General features: G+C 65.2%; 18 protein-coding genes. 12 read left to right on the top strand and 6 right to left on the bottom strand.

The annotated features are described in order from the left end of the window. Nucleotides 1-64: 64 nt before the first annotated feature. Entirely contained in the window at nt 65-2,239 is a 2,175-nt protein-coding gene (locus AC5FRW_RS02705; RefSeq protein WP_493566881.1) for a hypothetical protein, read from the top strand. A 102-nt stretch (nt 2,240-2,341) separates the two neighbouring features. After that, on the top strand, nt 2,342-2,887 hold the full coding sequence (locus tag AC5FRW_RS02700) for an NUDIX hydrolase (RefSeq protein ID WP_493566880.1): 546 nt from the start codon (nt 2,342-2,344) through the stop codon (nt 2,885-2,887). A 52-nt stretch (nt 2,888-2,939) separates the two neighbouring features. On the opposite strand, the gene AC5FRW_RS02695 is transcribed toward AC5FRW_RS02700, so the two are convergent. Beyond that, nucleotides 2,940-3,812 (bottom strand): PspA/IM30 family protein, encoded by an 873-nt coding sequence (locus tag AC5FRW_RS02695; protein WP_493566879.1) that lies wholly within the window; start codon nt 3,810-3,812, stop codon nt 2,940-2,942. Nucleotides 3,813-3,871: 59 nt separating this feature from the next. Between AC5FRW_RS02695 and AC5FRW_RS02690 the strand changes: the two genes are divergently transcribed. From AC5FRW_RS02690 to AC5FRW_RS02675, 4 genes are all read left to right on the top strand, one after another. After that, complete coding sequence (locus AC5FRW_RS02690) at nt 3,872-4,465, top strand: alpha/beta hydrolase (RefSeq protein ID WP_493566878.1); 594 nt, start codon at nt 3,872-3,874, stop codon at nt 4,463-4,465. 93 nt (nt 4,466-4,558) lie between these two features. Next, on the top strand, nt 4,559-6,223 hold the full coding sequence (pyrG, locus tag AC5FRW_RS02685; protein WP_493566877.1) for a glutamine hydrolyzing CTP synthase: 1,665 nt from the start codon (nt 4,559-4,561) through the stop codon (nt 6,221-6,223). Beyond that, nucleotides 6,223-7,140, top strand: a complete 918-nt coding sequence (gene guaA, locus AC5FRW_RS02680; protein WP_493566876.1) for a glutamine-hydrolyzing GMP synthase — start codon at nt 6,223-6,225, stop codon at nt 7,138-7,140. Before pyrG ends, guaA begins: the two co-directional genes overlap by 1 nt. Then, nucleotides 7,137-7,451, top strand: a complete 315-nt coding sequence (locus AC5FRW_RS02675; protein WP_493566875.1) for a DUF7126 family protein — start codon at nt 7,137-7,139, stop codon at nt 7,449-7,451. Before guaA ends, AC5FRW_RS02675 begins: the two co-directional genes overlap by 4 nt. A gap of 45 nt (nt 7,452-7,496) precedes the next feature. On the opposite strand, the gene AC5FRW_RS02670 is transcribed toward AC5FRW_RS02675, so the two are convergent. The 3 genes from AC5FRW_RS02670 to AC5FRW_RS02660 form a co-directional block, all read right to left on the bottom strand. Beyond that, on the bottom strand, nt 7,497-8,324 hold the full coding sequence (locus tag AC5FRW_RS02670; RefSeq protein ID WP_493566874.1) for a CPBP family glutamic-type intramembrane protease: 828 nt from the start codon (nt 8,322-8,324) through the stop codon (nt 7,497-7,499). A gap of 77 nt (nt 8,325-8,401) precedes the next feature. Next, nucleotides 8,402-8,851 carry a DUF4870 domain-containing protein gene (locus tag AC5FRW_RS02665; protein ID WP_493566873.1) on the bottom strand — a complete coding sequence of 150 codons (450 nt, stop codon included), beginning with the start codon at nt 8,849-8,851 and terminating at the stop codon, nt 8,402-8,404. A 23-nt stretch (nt 8,852-8,874) separates the two neighbouring features. Continuing rightward, complete coding sequence (locus AC5FRW_RS02660) at nt 8,875-9,465, bottom strand: hypothetical protein (RefSeq protein WP_493566872.1); 591 nt, start codon at nt 9,463-9,465, stop codon at nt 8,875-8,877. Nucleotides 9,466-9,615: 150 nt separating this feature from the next. Here AC5FRW_RS02660 and AC5FRW_RS02655 point away from each other — a divergent pair, with 150 nt between their 5' ends. Then, a complete protein-coding gene (locus AC5FRW_RS02655) occupies nt 9,616-10,077 on the top strand; it encodes a DUF3592 domain-containing protein (protein ID WP_493566871.1) in 462 nt (153 codons plus the stop codon). Between the two features lie 281 nt (nt 10,078-10,358). On the opposite strand, the gene AC5FRW_RS02650 is transcribed toward AC5FRW_RS02655, so the two are convergent. Together AC5FRW_RS02650 and AC5FRW_RS02645 are read right to left on the bottom strand one after the other, a co-directional pair. Then, nucleotides 10,359-11,054, bottom strand: coding sequence for an MBL fold metallo-hydrolase (locus AC5FRW_RS02650; RefSeq protein ID WP_493566870.1), 696 nt, complete (start codon nt 11,052-11,054; stop codon nt 10,359-10,361). Nucleotides 11,055-11,091: 37 nt separating this feature from the next. After that, nucleotides 11,092-11,715 (bottom strand): MogA/MoaB family molybdenum cofactor biosynthesis protein, encoded by a 624-nt coding sequence (locus AC5FRW_RS02645; protein WP_493566869.1) that lies wholly within the window; start codon nt 11,713-11,715, stop codon nt 11,092-11,094. Between the two features lie 167 nt (nt 11,716-11,882). On the opposite strand from AC5FRW_RS02645, the gene AC5FRW_RS02640 reads away from it, so the two are divergent. The 5 genes from AC5FRW_RS02640 to AC5FRW_RS02620 all read left to right on the top strand — a co-directional run bounded on the left by AC5FRW_RS02640 (nt 11,883) and on the right by AC5FRW_RS02620 (nt 15,745). Further along, a complete protein-coding gene (locus AC5FRW_RS02640; protein WP_493566868.1) occupies nt 11,883-12,038 on the top strand; it encodes a hypothetical protein in 156 nt (51 codons plus the stop codon). A gap of 87 nt (nt 12,039-12,125) precedes the next feature. Further along, nucleotides 12,126-13,184 (top strand): zinc-binding dehydrogenase, encoded by a 1,059-nt coding sequence (locus tag AC5FRW_RS02635; protein ID WP_493566867.1) that lies wholly within the window; start codon nt 12,126-12,128, stop codon nt 13,182-13,184. Beyond that, nucleotides 13,177-13,479 (top strand): DUF7977 family protein, encoded by a 303-nt coding sequence (locus AC5FRW_RS02630; RefSeq protein ID WP_493566866.1) that lies wholly within the window; start codon nt 13,177-13,179, stop codon nt 13,477-13,479. Before AC5FRW_RS02635 ends, AC5FRW_RS02630 begins: the two co-directional genes overlap by 8 nt. Before the next feature lie 68 nt (nt 13,480-13,547). Further along, on the top strand, nt 13,548-15,329 hold the full coding sequence (locus AC5FRW_RS02625) for a histidine kinase N-terminal 7TM domain-containing protein (RefSeq protein ID WP_493566865.1): 1,782 nt from the start codon (nt 13,548-13,550) through the stop codon (nt 15,327-15,329). Nucleotides 15,330-15,373: 44 nt separating this feature from the next. Then, nucleotides 15,374-15,745: a cupin domain-containing protein gene (locus tag AC5FRW_RS02620; protein ID WP_493566864.1), complete on the top strand. Its 372-nt coding sequence runs from the start codon at nt 15,374-15,376 to the stop codon at nt 15,743-15,745. Nucleotides 15,746-15,757 lie beyond the last annotated feature (12 nt).

The raw sequence follows: 15,757 nt of genomic DNA, 5'->3' as shown, positions 1-15,757 counted from the left end.
TGCCGTCCGCAGCGTGTGACGGCAGGGCCGCAAGGCCTTTTGAGGTGCCGGCGAACGACAGGACGTGACCGACGCAGACGGCCCAACACTCGACCGCCGAAGCTTCCTCGCGACCACGGCTGGTGTCGCGACCGGCGCGCTCGCTGGCTGTGGCGCGCTCAGCCCCGACGAGGACGCCACGACGACACCGGTCGACAGCGAGCGGGCCAGCGAACTGGCCGAACGGTTCGCACCGGCGCTGTACTTCGACGCGGGCGAGCGATGGTTTCCGACCGACCCCGGGCAGTACGCGACCGAGCGCGACGGCGAGACGGTCGTCGACGGATTCACCGCACTGAACGACTACACCGAGCGATTCAAAGAGAGCGGGACGCCCCCGGCTCCGACGCTGTGGCACAACGTCGTCGCCTACGACGACTCGCCGCTCGCGGTCGTCCAGTACTGGGCCTACAGCGTCTTCGATCAGTTCACGACGAACTTCCACTGGCACGACTGGGAGGTCCTGCACGTCTTCGTCGACACCGAGAGCGACGACCCGGTGCTGTTCGTCGCCAGTTCCCACTCGCGGAAGATTCCCAACAACGAGTTTCTCGACCCCGAACGGACGGTCCCCCGAATCCTCTCGGAACTGGGCTCACACTCCAGTGCCCTCTCGATCAACGACGTGCCGGCGCGATTCCAGCGTCTCCCAACCGGCGACGGCATCGCCGACATCACCAACCGCGTCATCGACGGCATCGAAGCGCTCGCATCGCTGCCCATCGCGTACGGCCTCCCACGGGACGAAGGTGGTCGACTGCCGTTCGCCGTCCCGGAACTCGACGGCGTACCGGTGTACGACCACGAGCGCCTGCCCGCCGTCGAGCAGACGGACCTCGTCCCCGAGGCGCTGACGGTCCGCTCGTTCGACGCGCTCGGCTCGCCGCCGACCGATCTGCCAGCGCGTGAGACGGGACTGGTCTTCGAGCACGAGGAGCGGTCCGACACCGAAACGACGCCCGACGTGACCTACGCGCTGCGCCCGGCACGCGAGATCGAGGAGATCGCGGCCTTTACCGGCCCACAGTTGAGCTTCGAGTTCGCGATCCCGCAAGCCGCCGAGGACGCAGTCGCCGGCCACATCACGACGGTGGGCGCACCGTGGGAGCAGCCACGGTACAGCAATCCCGCGGCCGACATCACGGACCCGACCCACCGACAGGAACTGGCCGACCGCTACGACGCCATCGGCGAGCCAGCACCGGTCAACGACATCGTCACGACGGTCTCGTCGGTGATCGAGGACCAGACTGCCCCGGACGGCGGCGGTGTGACGACCGAGGCGTCGACGGCGGAGGCGGTCGCCCTCGTCGAGAGCGATCCCACCGTCGTTCCCACGTTCCTCGGCGTCGCCGTCGCACGGGGCGTCGAGACCGGCGAGCACCGTCTCACCGTCAACGGCGCGGGCGTCGCACCACACAGCGAGCGCGTGACGGTCGAAAGCGAGGAGGACGACACCACCGACGCGACCGACGGCGACGCCACCAGCACCGACGGCAACGCCACCAGCACCGACGGCGACGCCACCAGCACCGACGGCAACGCCACTGACACCGGCCCCACCGGAACGGTGACGATGGCCGGCGTCGACGGCGAGATTCCCCTCGTCGCCCGCGAAAACGCGACGAAACTGGCCGTCGATCCGTCGGGGACCGACGCCGATCTGACCGACCTCGCGGTCGAGGACGACTTCGGCGGCCGACTGTACGACGCCCCCATCGACGGTCCCGACGCCGTCTACGTCCACCGCGGCGGGGCCTACACCAGCGAGGTCCGCGACGCCGACGACGAAATCGGTGCCTTCCGGATAAATCCCAGCGACGAGGATCGCGTCGCGATCGACCGACCGGACACCGGGAAGGCGTCGCTGGCGACGTTTCTCGCGACGATCAGCGACGAGATCAGGGGCGACATCGAGGACATCGATCTACAGGGTCGAGCCAACGCCCTCGGTGGTCTCACGCAGGCGCTCGAATCAGTCGGCAGCGCCGCCGAGCGCGCGGCGACGCGAGCCAGTGACGGCGACCGTGAAGGCGCGGATCGACAGCTTCGGACCGTCTCGAACGCCCTCGAACAGCTCACGAGCAATCTCGACCGCGCCGCCGACGCCCTCCCTGACCCCATCGAACGCTCGGTCGACCAGCGGCTCACACAGGTCGAGCGCCGAACCGAGCAGGCTCTCGCCGCCGCGAAGCTGTAAGCGAGGTTGTCAGTCGCCTACAGCAGTTCGGCAGGTCGCCACGCAGTCGACAATCCGGGCCGACCGTCGCTTTTTTTACCGTCACAGATCCGAAGGTCGGTCATGACCGACGACCTCGCCTGGGAGACACTCGACAGCCGCGTGGCCCACAGCTGTGAGGGGTTCGACATCGTGACCGACGACGTGCGCTTCCCGAACGGGGCGGAAGCCGAGTTCGACTACCTCGCAGAAGGCGAGAGCGTCGTGATATTGCCGCTGACGCCCGACAACGAGGTGGTCGTCATCGAGGAGTGGCGACAGGCCGTCGGCCGGGTCAACCGCGGGCTTCCCGCCGGCTCGATGGAAGACCACGATGACGACCCCGAAGTGGCCGTCCACCGAGAGCTTGCCGAGGAGACGGGCTACGAGGCCGACGCCGTCGAGCACCTGACGAGCGTCGAACCGGCCAACGGCTTTGCCGACGCCGTCTTCCATTACTTCGTCGCCCACGACTGCGAACCGACCGCCCATCAGGACCTCGATTACAACGAATCGATCAGCGTCGGGACGACGACCGTCGACGACCTGCTCGACGCGGCCCGCACCGGCGACCTGCGAGACGGGCGCTCTGTGACGGCAGTGCTGTACTACGCGCTGTTCGAACAGTAACGCCATACAGAACGGGTATCGACGCCGGCGCGCCAGCCGAAAGCGACTGTCCTTACGAGGACTGTTCGTCTTCTTTCAGCTCTTCGAGTTCGCTCTCGACCTCGCTGTCGGCAACGTCGGGGGTCTCGACGTCCACGTCGCCGTTGCCGTCACCACCGGCCAGTTCCGCTTCGAGGTCTTCGGTGTCGGCACTCTCGGTCGTGCCCGTCTCGTCGCTTTCGGGTTCGCCCTTGCCCATCTCGGCTTTCAGCGTGTCGAGTTCGGCGTCGACCTCGCCTTTGGACTGGATCTCTTCGAGTTCGCGATCTAGTTGGTCCTGATCGCTCAGGGCGTCCTCGAAGACACCCTCCTCCTGCAGTTCGTCCATGGCCTGCGAGCGGGCTTCCATCTTCTCTGTGCGTTCCTCCGCGCGCTCGATGGCACGACCCACGTCTTTCATCTCGTCGCCCGCGCCGGTCATCGCCTCGTTGACGCGTTTGGAGGCCTCTGCGGCCTCGTAGCGGGCCTTCATCGTCTCTTTCTTGGTCTTGAACTGCTCGATGCGCTGCTGGAGCTGATCTTTCTGTTCGACCAGTGAGTCCTGCTGACTCTGCAACTGGCTGATCTGGCTGTCCAGTTGCTCGATCTGGTTCATCTTCTGTTTCTTCTTTTCGAGGGCTTTCCGGGCGAGGTCTTCGCGGTCCTGCTCGACGGCCTGACGAGCCTGTTCGTTGTGCTTCTCGACGTTCTCTTCGAGCCGGCGCTTCTGGATCTCCAGACGCTTCTTCTGGGTCGTCAGGTCGGCGATGCCTTCCTTGACGTCCTGTAGCTCGTCACGAAGTTGCTCGTAGGAGTAGTCGAGCGTCTCGTTCGGGTCCTCGGCGCGGTTGAGGACGGCGTTCAGTTTCGACCGAATAACGTACGATGCGCGCGAGAGGATTCCCATACCCCGTGTTCGGGGGCCGTGACTTAAAATTCTTACATCCGCGCGTCATGTGTGACGTCGTGGAACGAATCCCGATTCCAGGGCCACGAGCGGTGCAGGCAGTCCTCGACGGGACCGCCGACGCCGATAGTGTGGTCGTCGCTTGCCCGCCCCACCCACAGATGGGCGGGGCACGCAGTGACCAGCGATTACAGGCCGTCAGCGACGCACTGGGCGAGCGCGGCGTCGCCTGTCTGCGCTTCGACTACGGCCCATGGGACGAGGGGCGGGGTGAACGCGCCGACGCACTGCACGCACTGGAGTGGGGCCACGACCGCTTCGAGACCGTCGGACTCTTCGGCTATAGCTTCGGTGCTGCCATCGCAGTGCTCGCGGCAGCCGACGCTAACCCCCAGCCAGCGGCGGTCTCGATACTCGCGCCGCCCGCGCGCCTCGACGACGGCAGCGAGGTCGCCCCGGCAGTCGACCGGATCGGAGCGCCGCTGCAGGTGGTCTACGGCGAGCGCGACGGTACCGTGGACTGGCGACCGGTCGTCGAGCGCGCACGTGAGCACGGCGCGACGGTCGACGAACTCGCCGCCGACCACCACTTCGTGGGACAGGGCAAACGGGTCGGTGAACTCGTGGCTGCCTTTCTGACAAACGCCCTCTGAGGGGCGATCGATCTGTCAGTTCGGTCAGTGACAGACTGTCCCGGTGTGAGGGATTCCCGAAACGGTTTTCACCACAGATAGCGCACCGTCGGTATGCCGACGGAACCCGAGACGGAGTACGACCCGGAACTGGGTCGGAAGTTCATTTTCGTAACAGGTGGCGTGATGTCCGGGCTGGGCAAAGGGATCACTGCCGCGAGCACCGGCCGACTACTGAAAAACGCCGGCTTCGACGTGACCGCGGTCAAGATCGACCCGTATCTCAACGTCGACGCCGGGACGATGAACCCCTTCCAGCACGGGGAGGTGTACGTGCTGAAAGACGGTGGCGAGGTCGATCTGGACCTGGGGAACTACGAGCGGTTCCTCGACATCGACATGACCTTCGACCACAACATCACGACGGGCAAGACCTACCAGCACGTCATCGAGAAAGAACGCGCCGGCGACTATCTGGGCAAGACCGTCCAGATCATCCCGCATATCACCGACGACATCAAGCGTCGCATCCGTGAAGCGGCGAAGGGCAACGACGTGTGCATCATCGAGGTCGGCGGCACGGTCGGGGACATCGAGGGGATGCCGTATCTGGAAGCACTGCGTCAGTTCGCCCACGAGGAAGACGAGGACGACATTCTCTTTACGCACGTCACGCTCGTCCCCTACTCGAAGAACGGCGAACAGAAGACCAAGCCCACCCAGCACAGCGTGAAGGAACTGCGCTCGATCGGTCTCCAGCCCGACATTCTGGTGGGCCGATGCTCGGACAAACTCGACATCGAGACCAGAGAGAAGATCGCACTGTTCTGTGACGTGCCCACCGAGGCGGTGTTCTCGAACCCCGACGTGGCCGACATCTACCACGTCCCGCTGATGGTCGAGGAGGAAGGCTTAGACGAGTACGTGATGGACCGACTCGACATCGCCGACGAGGCCCTGCCCGAAGGCGAACGCGAGAACCGCTGGCGGGAACTGGTCACGCAGGAGACCACCGGTGAGGTCGACGTGGCGCTCGTGGGGAAATACGACCTCGAAGACGCCTACATGTCCGTCCACGAGGCGCTGAAACACGCCGGCTTGGAGGCGAACGTCGACGTGAACGTCCAGTGGGTCGACTCCGACGAGATGAGCGACCACCACACCGACCGCCTGCACGACGCCGACGCCATCGTCGTTCCCGGCGGCTTCGGCTCTCGGGGGACCGCAGGGAAGATCGAGGCGATCCGCTACGCTCGCGAGCACGACGTGCCGTTCCTCGGCCTGTGTCTGGGCTTCCAGATGGCCGTCGTCGAGTTCGCCCGCAACGTCCTCGATCTGGCGGGCGCACACTCCGCCGAACTCGACGAGGACACCGACCACCCCGTCATCGACATTCTGCCCGAGCAGTACGAGGTCGAAGACATGGGCGGGACGATGCGCCTCGGGGCCCACGAGACGGAGATTCAGCCCGGGACGCTGGCGGCCGACCTCTACGGCGGCGAGTCCTGTACCGAACGCCACCGCCACCGCTACGAGGTCAACCCCGAGTACATCGACGACATCGAGTCCGAAGGGATGACCTTCTCGGGGCGCGCAGGGAACCGTATGGAGATCCTCGAACTGCCCGACCACCCTTACTTCATCGGCACGCAGTTCCACCCCGAGTTCCGTTCGCGACCGACCCGCGCCAGCCCACCGTTCGTTGGTCTGCTCGAAGCCGTGCTCGACGGGACCGAAACCACCGATGGCGACGCCGCCGACGCGGAGGTGAGCCACTGATGGTCGACGTCGAGTCGTTCATCCCCGAAGCCAAAGAAGAGATCGCCGAGCAGATCGGCGATAAGAACGCCGTCATCGCGCTGTCCGGTGGCGTCGACTCCTCGACGGCCGCCGCACTGGCCTACGAGGCCATCGGCGATCAGCTAACCCCGGTGTACGTCGACACCGGCCTGATGCGCAAGGGCGAGACCGACGAGATCCGCGAGACCTTCGACTACATGGACTCGCTGCGGATCGTCGACGCGAAAGATCGGTTCCTCGACGCGCTTGGCGGCGAGACCGACCCCGAGGAGAAGCGCCACATCATCGGCGAACAGTTCATCAGGGAGTTCGAGACCGTCGCCAAGGACGTCGACGCCGACTATCTCGTCCAGGGGACGATCTACCCCGACCGAATCGAGAGCGAGGGGACAATCAAGTCCCACCACAACGTCGGCGGCCTCCCCGAGGTCGTGGACTTCGACGGCATCGTCGAACCGATGCGCGATCTGTACAAGGACGAGGTCCGCGAGGTCGCCCGCGCGCTCGACCTCGAAGAGATCATCTCCGAGCGGATGCCCTTCCCCGGCCCCGGTCTCGCCGTGCGGATCATCGGCGAGGTCACCGAGGAAAAACTCGAAGTCGCCCGCGAGGCCAACCACGTCGTCGAGGACGAACTCGAAGAGTACGAACCGTGGCAGGCGCTGGCCGCCGTCATCGGCAAGGCCACGGGCGTCAAGGGCGACAACCGCGTCCACGGCTGGGTCGTCGCCGTCCGCTCGGTCGAATCGCGCGACGGCATGACCGCTCGCGCACAGGAGATCGACTGGGAGACCCTGCAGCGCATCCAGTCCCGCATCACCGGCTCCCACGAGAACGTCGCTCGCGTTGTCTACGACGTGACCCACAAACCACCGGCGACCATCGAGTACGAATGAAGGTAGTCATCGCCGGCCCGGACGAGGACGAAATCGGTGCCGCAGTCGAAACCGAGGGCCACACCGTCACGAAAGCCCCACTGGGCAATCGCCCGGGACTCGAAGAAGCGGGCATCCACGACGCCGAGGTGTACCTGCTGACAGACCTCGAACAGGCCACGTCGATCGCCGTCGCGAAGGACCTCAATCCGGACGTTCGCGTCGTCGTCTACGCGGAAGGGTCGCTCCCGGACTTCGCCAGTCGCCAGACCGATCTGGTCGTCGATCCGAACCTGCTGGGTCCCGACGCGGTCGCTGAAGAACTGGACTGACAACTCACCCGTCGCTGCTCACGATTCGTCGATAATCGCTGCTCGCTACGTCTCGCCGGGAACCCGTGGGCTCGGCGACGACGCACTGAGGTACTGCCGCCCATAGAGGGCGAGCAGCCCGAGGACGAAGAGTACCGAAAGAAGTTCTGGCGAGTACTCGATGACTGTCCCGACGGTACCGGCGGGTTCGACGAGGGTCGGGAGGTTCCCGAGTGCATGCGCGACCATCGGGAAGACGAGGCTGCCGCCAGTACCGTTGTAGAGCCACGCGTAGACGACTGACTGAACGACGAGCGCGAACAGATAGGTCGTCCAGAACGTCGACGCATCGTAGGCGGACAGATCGTAGAGGTAGAACATCGGAAGGTGCCAGAGTGCCCAGACGACGCCGATTCCGACCGCAGCAGTTAGTGCGGTGTAGCGCTCCTGAAGCCGTGGCTGTGCGAACCCTCGCCAGCCGAACTCTTCGAGGGAGCCGGCGAAAAACAGCACCAGTACGAAGTTCGCGACGTAGTGCCACCACGGTGACGGCATGAACGCCACCGATCCACCGCCGAACAGATGCAGGACACTCTGGGCGAGACCACCGTCGAAGAGGAACGGGAGCACGATGGCGAAGGCATACCACCGGAGTTTGACGCGCCACTTCGTGACCTGACCGAGCCATCGGCGAAGGTCTCCCCCACTCGCCCACGTCACGATCCCGGCCGCGATCAGCGGTCCCCAGATCCGGACGATTCGGACGAGGATACCCGGCGAATCACCCACTGTCACGAAGACGAGCACGTCGAATCCCCACGACCACAGGAACGCGAGCAGGAGGAACGATGCGACAGGGTTCCGACCGACCAACCTACGAATACGGGGCACCATGCGTTGGAGCAGTGTCGCCATCTGTGTTATCTGTTATTGTTGTTCAGGCGCGGATAGTCGGATCGAAGGAGCCATCATCAGAAGTAGCGACTGACGAAGTCACGCGAGAGCGGGTATCGCCACGGCGTTCCGAAGATCGCCTTCCCCGTCGCGATCGCCGCGAACAACCACGTCAGCACCCACGCGAGGCCCGCGAGGAACAACAGGACCACCCCGAGGAGACCGAACAGGCCGTCGAGTGGCCCGGGCAGCGGCGACCACTGTACGGCCTCGCCGCCGATCGTCATCGTATCAGCACCGAGGAAGAACGTCACGACAGCACCGATCACAAGTATCAGCACCGATAGATGCCAGTTCAGGGCATTCCGCGCGTTCTGTCTGGTAAAGTCGTCGTCAGCGATGGCGTATATCAGGCCGGCACCAACGATACCCGTAAATAGAGCGAGCAGGTGGACCGCGATACCAGTGAGCGAGCGTTCAGTTAGCAGTTCGGGACCACCATTCGAAGCTGTCGTGTTCGATGTCATGGTATTGTGATGAGTCGTGTTGGCTATCGGTTGGACGGAAGGATGTCGAACGGGCCGTATCGCGATCGCACCCATCGGGCCGCCCGTTCGATGAGCAACAGCAGGATGCTGACACCGAGAACATCGAACGCCGTTCCCCAGAGCGCGATGTCGCTCTCGACACCGGGGTGAACGCCGGCCATCGTAAGCACGCCACCGAGTGCGAACAGCACGAGGGTCAACTGTAGCCCGGCAAGCACGAGCGTTCGAATGCCGACAGTGTCCCGCAGCGTGAGGAAGCCGCGGGTGGAGAGCCGATCCAGCGGCGACTCGGCAGTCAGTGCGCGCTGTCCCTCGGGCGACAGTGGCCAGTTCGAGTCGGGATGATTGATGTAGTACAGCGTGACCGACTCGGGATAGGCTTCGGTCGCGACGACGTCGATCTCCTGTAGCTCGTCCAACCGATTACGGACCGTGGCTTTGCTGACATCCGGTTTCACACGTGCCCGTAATTGATTGATCGAGAAGAACGGTCGCTCCGACTCGATCATCGTCTCGACGACGTGTTCCTGGGTCAGCGTATTGTCGAGGTTGCGATCGATACGTCGGTCGATCCAGTGAGGGAGGGCAGCCACGGTAGCCCGTGCTTGCGCCGGGGGGATTATAAAATGGCGACCGGATTTCGCGGCCGCAAAACGCCGATTTGCGGCCGCGAAACGTTGTGTACGCGCAATCGGTCGTGAACTGTCGACAGGGTTTTTCCGCTCTACTGCCGTCGTAGGCATATGGTCTTTGCCAACCGTTTCGGAAATCTCCGCATCCTGTTGGTCGTCCTGATCGGAATCGCGACGATCGGTTACGGAGCGTACAGCTACACGACACAGTCGGCCGCGCTGGATGACGCAGTCACGGTCGATGCGACCATCACGTCCACGTCGATCGAAAAACTCTCGGGAAAGGGAGTGGAGTATCGCCCGAAGGCGACGTTCTCCTACGCTTACGAGGGTGAAACCTACACGTCCTCGAACGTGTATCCCGGCCCGCTACCGAGGGAGTTCGGTACCAAAGACGAAGCCAGAAACGCACTCGAAGGGTACGACAAGGGCGAGACCGTGACCGCCTACGTCCGACCGGATGCACCCGACCGCGCGTTCCTCACGCACGAGCGAAGCAACAAACCGCTCTTTGTGGTCGGATTCGGGGGCCTGATGCTCCTCGGAGCCGTCCGATCGCTGTTCACGAGCTGACGCGGTTCGTCTCACGTTCCACAGGATGATGACGAGACGACGGTCTTCCGTCGGCAACGATAGGACCATCACCGTGAGACCGCATCCCGATTCCGACAGTCCCGGAACCATCGAGGACCGGTACGAGCAACGGACCGCTGCGATCGAGTGGCACTCGTGTGGGCCGAAGACGATGGTCAACACCTCGCAGATCCCGAAAACGACCTTCCACCGTCGCGTTCCGTGCTCTGTGAGCGTCGGGAAGTTCGATAAGAAGACGACCGGTCAGTCTCCTCGCCCGCTCAGACGGTCTTTGCGACCCGATCGAGCCGGTCGCGCCCGCCCCGCTGGAACGGCCGTCCGTGACCGATGCCAAGCACCTCGAATCCGGGTGCGCGTTCGGCCAGATCGACGAGGCTCGCCTCGATGGCGTCGGTGTCGTAACTGATGAACCACGGTGACGGCGTGAGCGAACCACGCGACTCACGCACCAGATCGCCGAGTATCCCGACCGACGCCGCGTCACTCACGTAGGCGACGTGTCCGGGGGTGTGGCCCGGGGTCTCGAAGACGGTGAAACTGCCGACGGTGTCACCGTCTGCGACCGTCTCGATCTGGCCACGGGGCGGTGTGACGAACCCCCCGAGCGCGCGCTGGAACAGTCCCTTGTGGTTGGTCCACGGCGGGCGTTCGCCGCCGGTCACGAACGACACGTCGCCCTCGCCGACGTAGATCGTCGCACCCGCGTCGTCGAGTGTCGAGAGTGCGCCGACGTGATCGAAGTCGTAGTGTGTGAGGAGAATGCGATCGAGATCGGCCAGTTCGTAGCCGGCATCGGCGATGGCGTCGTGAAGGTCGTCACCGTGCCACGGCATCCCGGCGTCGATCAGCGTGACACCGGACGCCGCGCCATCGGTCGCGATCGACTCGTCGAGCAGGTAGGCGTTGACACCGCCCAGATCGATCCACCAGACGCCGTCGGCCAGCGCAGTGACCATACGATCGATTGGTCCGGGACGCGCAAATGCGTTTGGCCTACGCCTCTCCGTCGTCGGCCGGTTTGGTCAGTCGACCTACCTGCTCGGTGACGATTTCGCTCGTGCCGAGTCGCGCCGCTGCGGCCGAGCCTGGAAGGCAAAACACCGGCGTCTCGTCGGCGATCCCGGCCGTTGCCCGTGTCGCGATCACGTCGGTCCCGACCGTCTCGTAGTATCGACGCCGGAACAGCTCTCCGAACCCGGGGAGGGCCTTCTCGAACAGCGGGTGGACGGCCTCGATGGTCACGTCTCGGCTCCCGACACCGGTCCCACCGACCGTGACGACGGCGTCCACGTCGCTTCGCTTGACGAGAGCGTCGACCGCCGCCTGAATGCTGTCGTGGTTCCGGCCCAGTAACTCTCGCGTGACGAGGTCGTGGCCGTCGAGGGCATCGACGACGGCGTCGCCGACCGAATCAGTGTCGACCGTCCGATCGTCTGCGATCGTGACGACGGCGACCCCGGTCGATGGCGTCGGCGCGCCCGTCCCGTCGTCGGTCGACCGGGTGGTCGAATCGTCGTCATCAGAGTCGGTTTCCGTCGACGGATCGGCCGTCGATTCGTCTCCGTCTTCGTCGTCACGTCCCCGGGTCCGTCGATCACGAGACTGAAAGTCGACCATACCCCGGTGTCGTACTGGCGATAATAAAGGGGTTGTGCCGCGCCACCGATGGTGATTGATTCGGTGTCTCGACCGTGGACTGCCCGCATCGATAGTCGAACCGTCGTGCGCGTGGTTTGTATTAGCAAATCAAAACGATTAAGTTACGCAGATAGAGAGTTGAACGTATGGGAGAGGCGTTTCACGTCGTCTGTCACGAATGCCCCGAGGAAGGGATCTACGAGAGTCGACAAGCAGCGGTGTCGGCACGAGAGTCACACGCCGAAGAGACCGGTCATCGGACGAGCATGCTCGACGTTGGCTGTTGCGCGCCGAAGCCGTAGGATCGATACCGGGTGTCCGCAGTTCGGGGGTCAGACTGCGGTCGAGAATCCAGCACAGATTTACAGCAGGCAACCTGACCATCAGGTATGGACGCAGTACAGTTTGTCGACCACGGCGGCCGAGGGGTCATCAGCTACGGCTCGTATCCCGACCCGACGGTCGGCGACAGCGAGGTTCTCGTCGATATCAAAGCCGGCGCGCTGAACCACCTCGACGTGTGGAGCCGTCGCGGGATTCCGGGCATCGATCTCGAACTGCCCCACGTCCCCGGAAGCGACGCCGCTGGCGTCGTCACGGCGATCGGTGACGATGTCGAACGGTTCGCCGTCGGCGACCGCGTGGCCGTCACGGCGGGCGTCAGCTGTGGCACCTGTGAGTTCTGTCGCGACGGCGAGCCGACGCTGTGTGTCGACTACGAAGTGCTGGGCGAGCACCGGCAGGGCGTCCACGGCGAACGCGCCGCGGTGCCGGCCGAGTCGCTGGTCGCGGTTCCCGACGGTGTCGACTGGCCGACAGCCGCCGCGGCACCGCTGGTCTTTGGCACCGCGTGGCGCATGCTCGTCACGCGCGGCGAGATCAGTCCCGGCGAGACGGTCCTCGTGCTGGGTGCGAGCGGTGGCGTCGGCCACGCAGCCGTCCAGATCGCAGCCCACGCGGGCTGTCGGGTGCTGGCGACTGCGAGCACCGAGGCAAAACGCGAGACCGCGCGCCGTCTGGGTGCCGACCACGTGATCGACTACGAGCGGACGGACTTCGCCGACGCCGTCCGAGCCGACACGGGCCAGCGCGGCGTGGACGTGGTCGTCGACCACGTCGGCGCGGCGACGTGGGAGCAGTCGCTCCGAAGTCTCGCCCACGGCGGGCGACTGCTCACCTGTGGCGCGACGAGCGGGGCGACACCCGAGACGAACGTCAACCGAATCTTCGGCAATCAGCTCTCGGTGATCGGTTCGACGATGGCCGGGCCGGGCGAGTTCGACGACGTGCTCGCTCGCGTCTGGGACGGCACCTTCGAAGTCCTGCTGCGGGACACGCTGCCGATGAGCGAGTCGGCACGCGGCCACGAACTACTGGAGACCCGCGAGGGCTTTGGCAAAGTCGTCGTCGTTCCCGACAGCGAGTACGAGGCTGGTATCTATGAGTGACACCAACGACAGCGACGAGACGGGCTACGTCCACCGACCGAGCGGCGAACCACCGAGTGCCGACGACGGCGAGCGCGAGTTCGACTGGCGGGGGTGGACACTCGTCGCGACCATCGTCTTTGCCTTCCTCGTCGTCCCTCTCGCGTTGCTGGGACTGCCAGCGGCCCAGTCGCTCGTCGAGTCGCTCGGTCTCACGCTCCGGGACGCCTATCTCGTCCTGCCGCTCGTCCCCGCCTTCCTGCTCGGTACCGTCGCCGTCTGGTCGGCGATCAGAGCACGCGCAGACACGTCGTGAGCGCGGGCGGAGCCGGCGGTAACGACACGCCAATGCTTATCATCGAAAGCGGTCTATCGGTAGGTCGAATGGAGCGACTGCATCCTCGACCGCTTGTCTTCGTGGACGGGGAGCAGTCGACACCGCTCGTTACCAGTTCGGAGCCGATCTTCCTCTCGCTCGTGCTGGCCGCGGCCGTCGTCGGCATGATCGTCGCCTTTCTCGTCTGGCTCCACCGTGACAGGCCGGGCGCGCCACCGCTCGCGGTGTTCGTCATCACGGCGAGTCTCTGGTCGATGGTCGAGGGACTGGAACTGGCTGCCGCGGGCATCGGCCCGATCCGAACGCTCGCACAGGCAGAACTGGTGTTGTCGACAGTGATCCCGCTGGCGTGGCTCGTCACCGTCCTAGAGTACACTGGCAGGGAGTCCTGGCTGACGCGACGACGGCTGGCGGCGCTGCTAGTGGAGCCACTGGTCTTTACCGTCCTCGTCGTGACGGCCGACGGTCACCCGCTCGTCTGGCAGGCGACGGGGACGGCGACGCTGGGGATGACGAGCGTGTTCGCGCCGACCTACGGGGTCGCCTTCTGGGGCCATCTGGCCTACTCGCTCACCGTGGTCGCCGCCGGTGGCGCGTTACTGGTACGCGTGCTCGTGCGCTCGAATCGAGTGCATCGCTGGCAGAGCACCGCGCTGCTTGGGGCCATCGCCGTCCCGATGATCGTCCACTCGCTTTTCGTGTTCGGTCTGCTTCCCTCCGGGTTCGATCCGACGAGTCTGGGGTACGTCGCCGCCGGTGTGGTCCTCTCGGCGGGCATCCTCCAGCGGGATCTGCTCGACGTGTCGCCGGTGACGCGGGAACTGGGTCGTGAGGCCGTCCTCGCCGAACTGGACGACCGCGTGTTGATCCTCGACGACGAGCGCCGGATCGTCGACGCCAACCGTGCGGCGGCGACGCTGTTCGACCTGCCCCACGAGGACCTGCCCGGCGAGTCGCTCACCGATCTGCGTCCCGAACTCGCGGCCGCGCTGCCCGAGAAACCACAGCAGGACCGGTTCGACCTGCCGCTGGAACACGACGGCGAGGTCCGATACTACGACGTTCGCGTCTCGCCGCTGTATCGCGCCTACGGTGTCGTCTCCGGCCTGCTCGTGAGTTGCCACGAGGTGACCGAGCGTCGCCAGCGCGAGCAACGACTGGACGTGCTCAATCGGCTGCTCCGGCACAACCTCCGCAACGACCTGAACCTCGTCCGTGGAAACGCGGAGCTACTCGGCCCGTCCGTCCCCGACGACCAACGCCACCGGATCGACCGGATCACCGAGACCGTCGACGATCTGGTCGCGACCAGCGACAAGATCGGGCGGGTCACCGACACACTGGAGGACGACCGCCGGGCCGAGATCGACCTTCGCGAGGAACTGGCGGCGGTGGTCAGCGACGCGCAGGCCCGTGCCCCGGCGGCCGAGATCACCGTCGACTGTCCCGAGGGTGTCCGCGTCGAGGCGGGGCCGTCGCTGTGGGACGCCCTCGAGGAACTGGTGACCAACGCAGTCGAGCACGGCGGGGACGCGCCGTCGGTCACGGTCCGGGTCACTGACGACGCCGCCGACCGACGGGTCAGGATCGACGTGATCGACGACGGCCCCGGGATCGGCACACAGGAGATCGACGCCGTCACCAGCGGCGAGGAGACCGATCTGCGTCACGGCTCCGGCGTCGGTCTCTGGCTCGTCGCGTGGATCGTCCGCAGCTACGGCGGGACGATCGACTTTTCCGTCGAGGACGGGACGACCGTCACCGTGCGATTGCCGCGGGTCGACGGGTCGGCGAGCCTCGGCGACGCGACACCCCACCTGACCGACTGACGGCGAGTCAGCAGAGTTTTGTTCACCCTCGATGTCGTGAACCCATGGGATACCACGTCGTCGATCCCGCCGACCTCGACCCGGAACCCGATCGTCCGTCGGAGATGCGGTACGTCAGCGAGGCCGCCGACCTCGATCACCTCGGCCTGCGGACCTACCGCGTCGAACCCGGCGAGTCGATCCCGCTGTCGGGCTTGCACTACCACGACGAACAGGAAGAAGTGTTCTACGTCCGCGAAGGACAACTGAGCGTCGAGACGCCCGAGCGAACGTACACCGTCGACCCCGGCCAGTTCTTCGTCGCCGAACCGGGCAGCCCACATCGCGCACACGTCGCCGACGACGCCGACGAGGAGTGTCGCCTGCTCGGGATGGGCGCGCCGCCACAGAGCGACGGCCACAGCTACGAGGCGTAGTTTTCGTTCACA

The organism is Halomicrobium sp. HArcht3-1 (assembly GCF_058933345.1).
This window is presented reverse-complemented; position numbering and strand designations above follow the sequence as displayed.

Bases quoted from the DNA above. Each gene is read 5' to 3' on its own strand.
- AC5FRW_RS02700 (WP_493566880.1), top strand. From the start codon at position 2,342: ATGACCGACGACCTCGCCTGGGAGACACTCGACAGCCGCGTGGCCCAC.
- AC5FRW_RS02695 (WP_493566879.1), bottom strand. From the start codon at position 3,812: ATGGGAATCCTCTCGCGCGCATCGTACGTTATTCGGTCGAAACTGAAC.
- pyrG (WP_493566877.1), top strand. From the start codon at position 4,559: ATGCCGACGGAACCCGAGACGGAGTACGACCCGGAACTGGGTCGGAAG.
- guaA (WP_493566876.1), top strand. From the start codon at position 6,223: ATGGTCGACGTCGAGTCGTTCATCCCCGAAGCCAAAGAAGAGATCGCC.
- AC5FRW_RS02675 (WP_493566875.1), top strand. From the start codon at position 7,137: ATGAAGGTAGTCATCGCCGGCCCGGACGAGGACGAAATCGGTGCCGCA.
- AC5FRW_RS02670 (WP_493566874.1), bottom strand. From the start codon at position 8,324: ATGGTGCCCCGTATTCGTAGGTTGGTCGGTCGGAACCCTGTCGCATCG.
- AC5FRW_RS02665 (WP_493566873.1), bottom strand. From the start codon at position 8,851: ATGACATCGAACACGACAGCTTCGAATGGTGGTCCCGAACTGCTAACT.
- AC5FRW_RS02655 (WP_493566871.1), top strand. From the start codon at position 9,616: ATGGTCTTTGCCAACCGTTTCGGAAATCTCCGCATCCTGTTGGTCGTC.
- AC5FRW_RS02650 (WP_493566870.1), bottom strand. From the start codon at position 11,054: ATGGTCACTGCGCTGGCCGACGGCGTCTGGTGGATCGATCTGGGCGGT.
- AC5FRW_RS02645 (WP_493566869.1), bottom strand. From the start codon at position 11,715: ATGGTCGACTTTCAGTCTCGTGATCGACGGACCCGGGGACGTGACGAC.
- AC5FRW_RS02640 (WP_493566868.1), top strand. From the start codon at position 11,883: ATGGGAGAGGCGTTTCACGTCGTCTGTCACGAATGCCCCGAGGAAGGG.
- AC5FRW_RS02635 (WP_493566867.1), top strand. From the start codon at position 12,126: ATGGACGCAGTACAGTTTGTCGACCACGGCGGCCGAGGGGTCATCAGC.
- AC5FRW_RS02630 (WP_493566866.1), top strand. From the start codon at position 13,177: ATGAGTGACACCAACGACAGCGACGAGACGGGCTACGTCCACCGACCG.
- AC5FRW_RS02625 (WP_493566865.1), top strand. From the start codon at position 13,548: ATGGAGCGACTGCATCCTCGACCGCTTGTCTTCGTGGACGGGGAGCAG.
- AC5FRW_RS02620 (WP_493566864.1), top strand. From the start codon at position 15,374: ATGGGATACCACGTCGTCGATCCCGCCGACCTCGACCCGGAACCCGAT.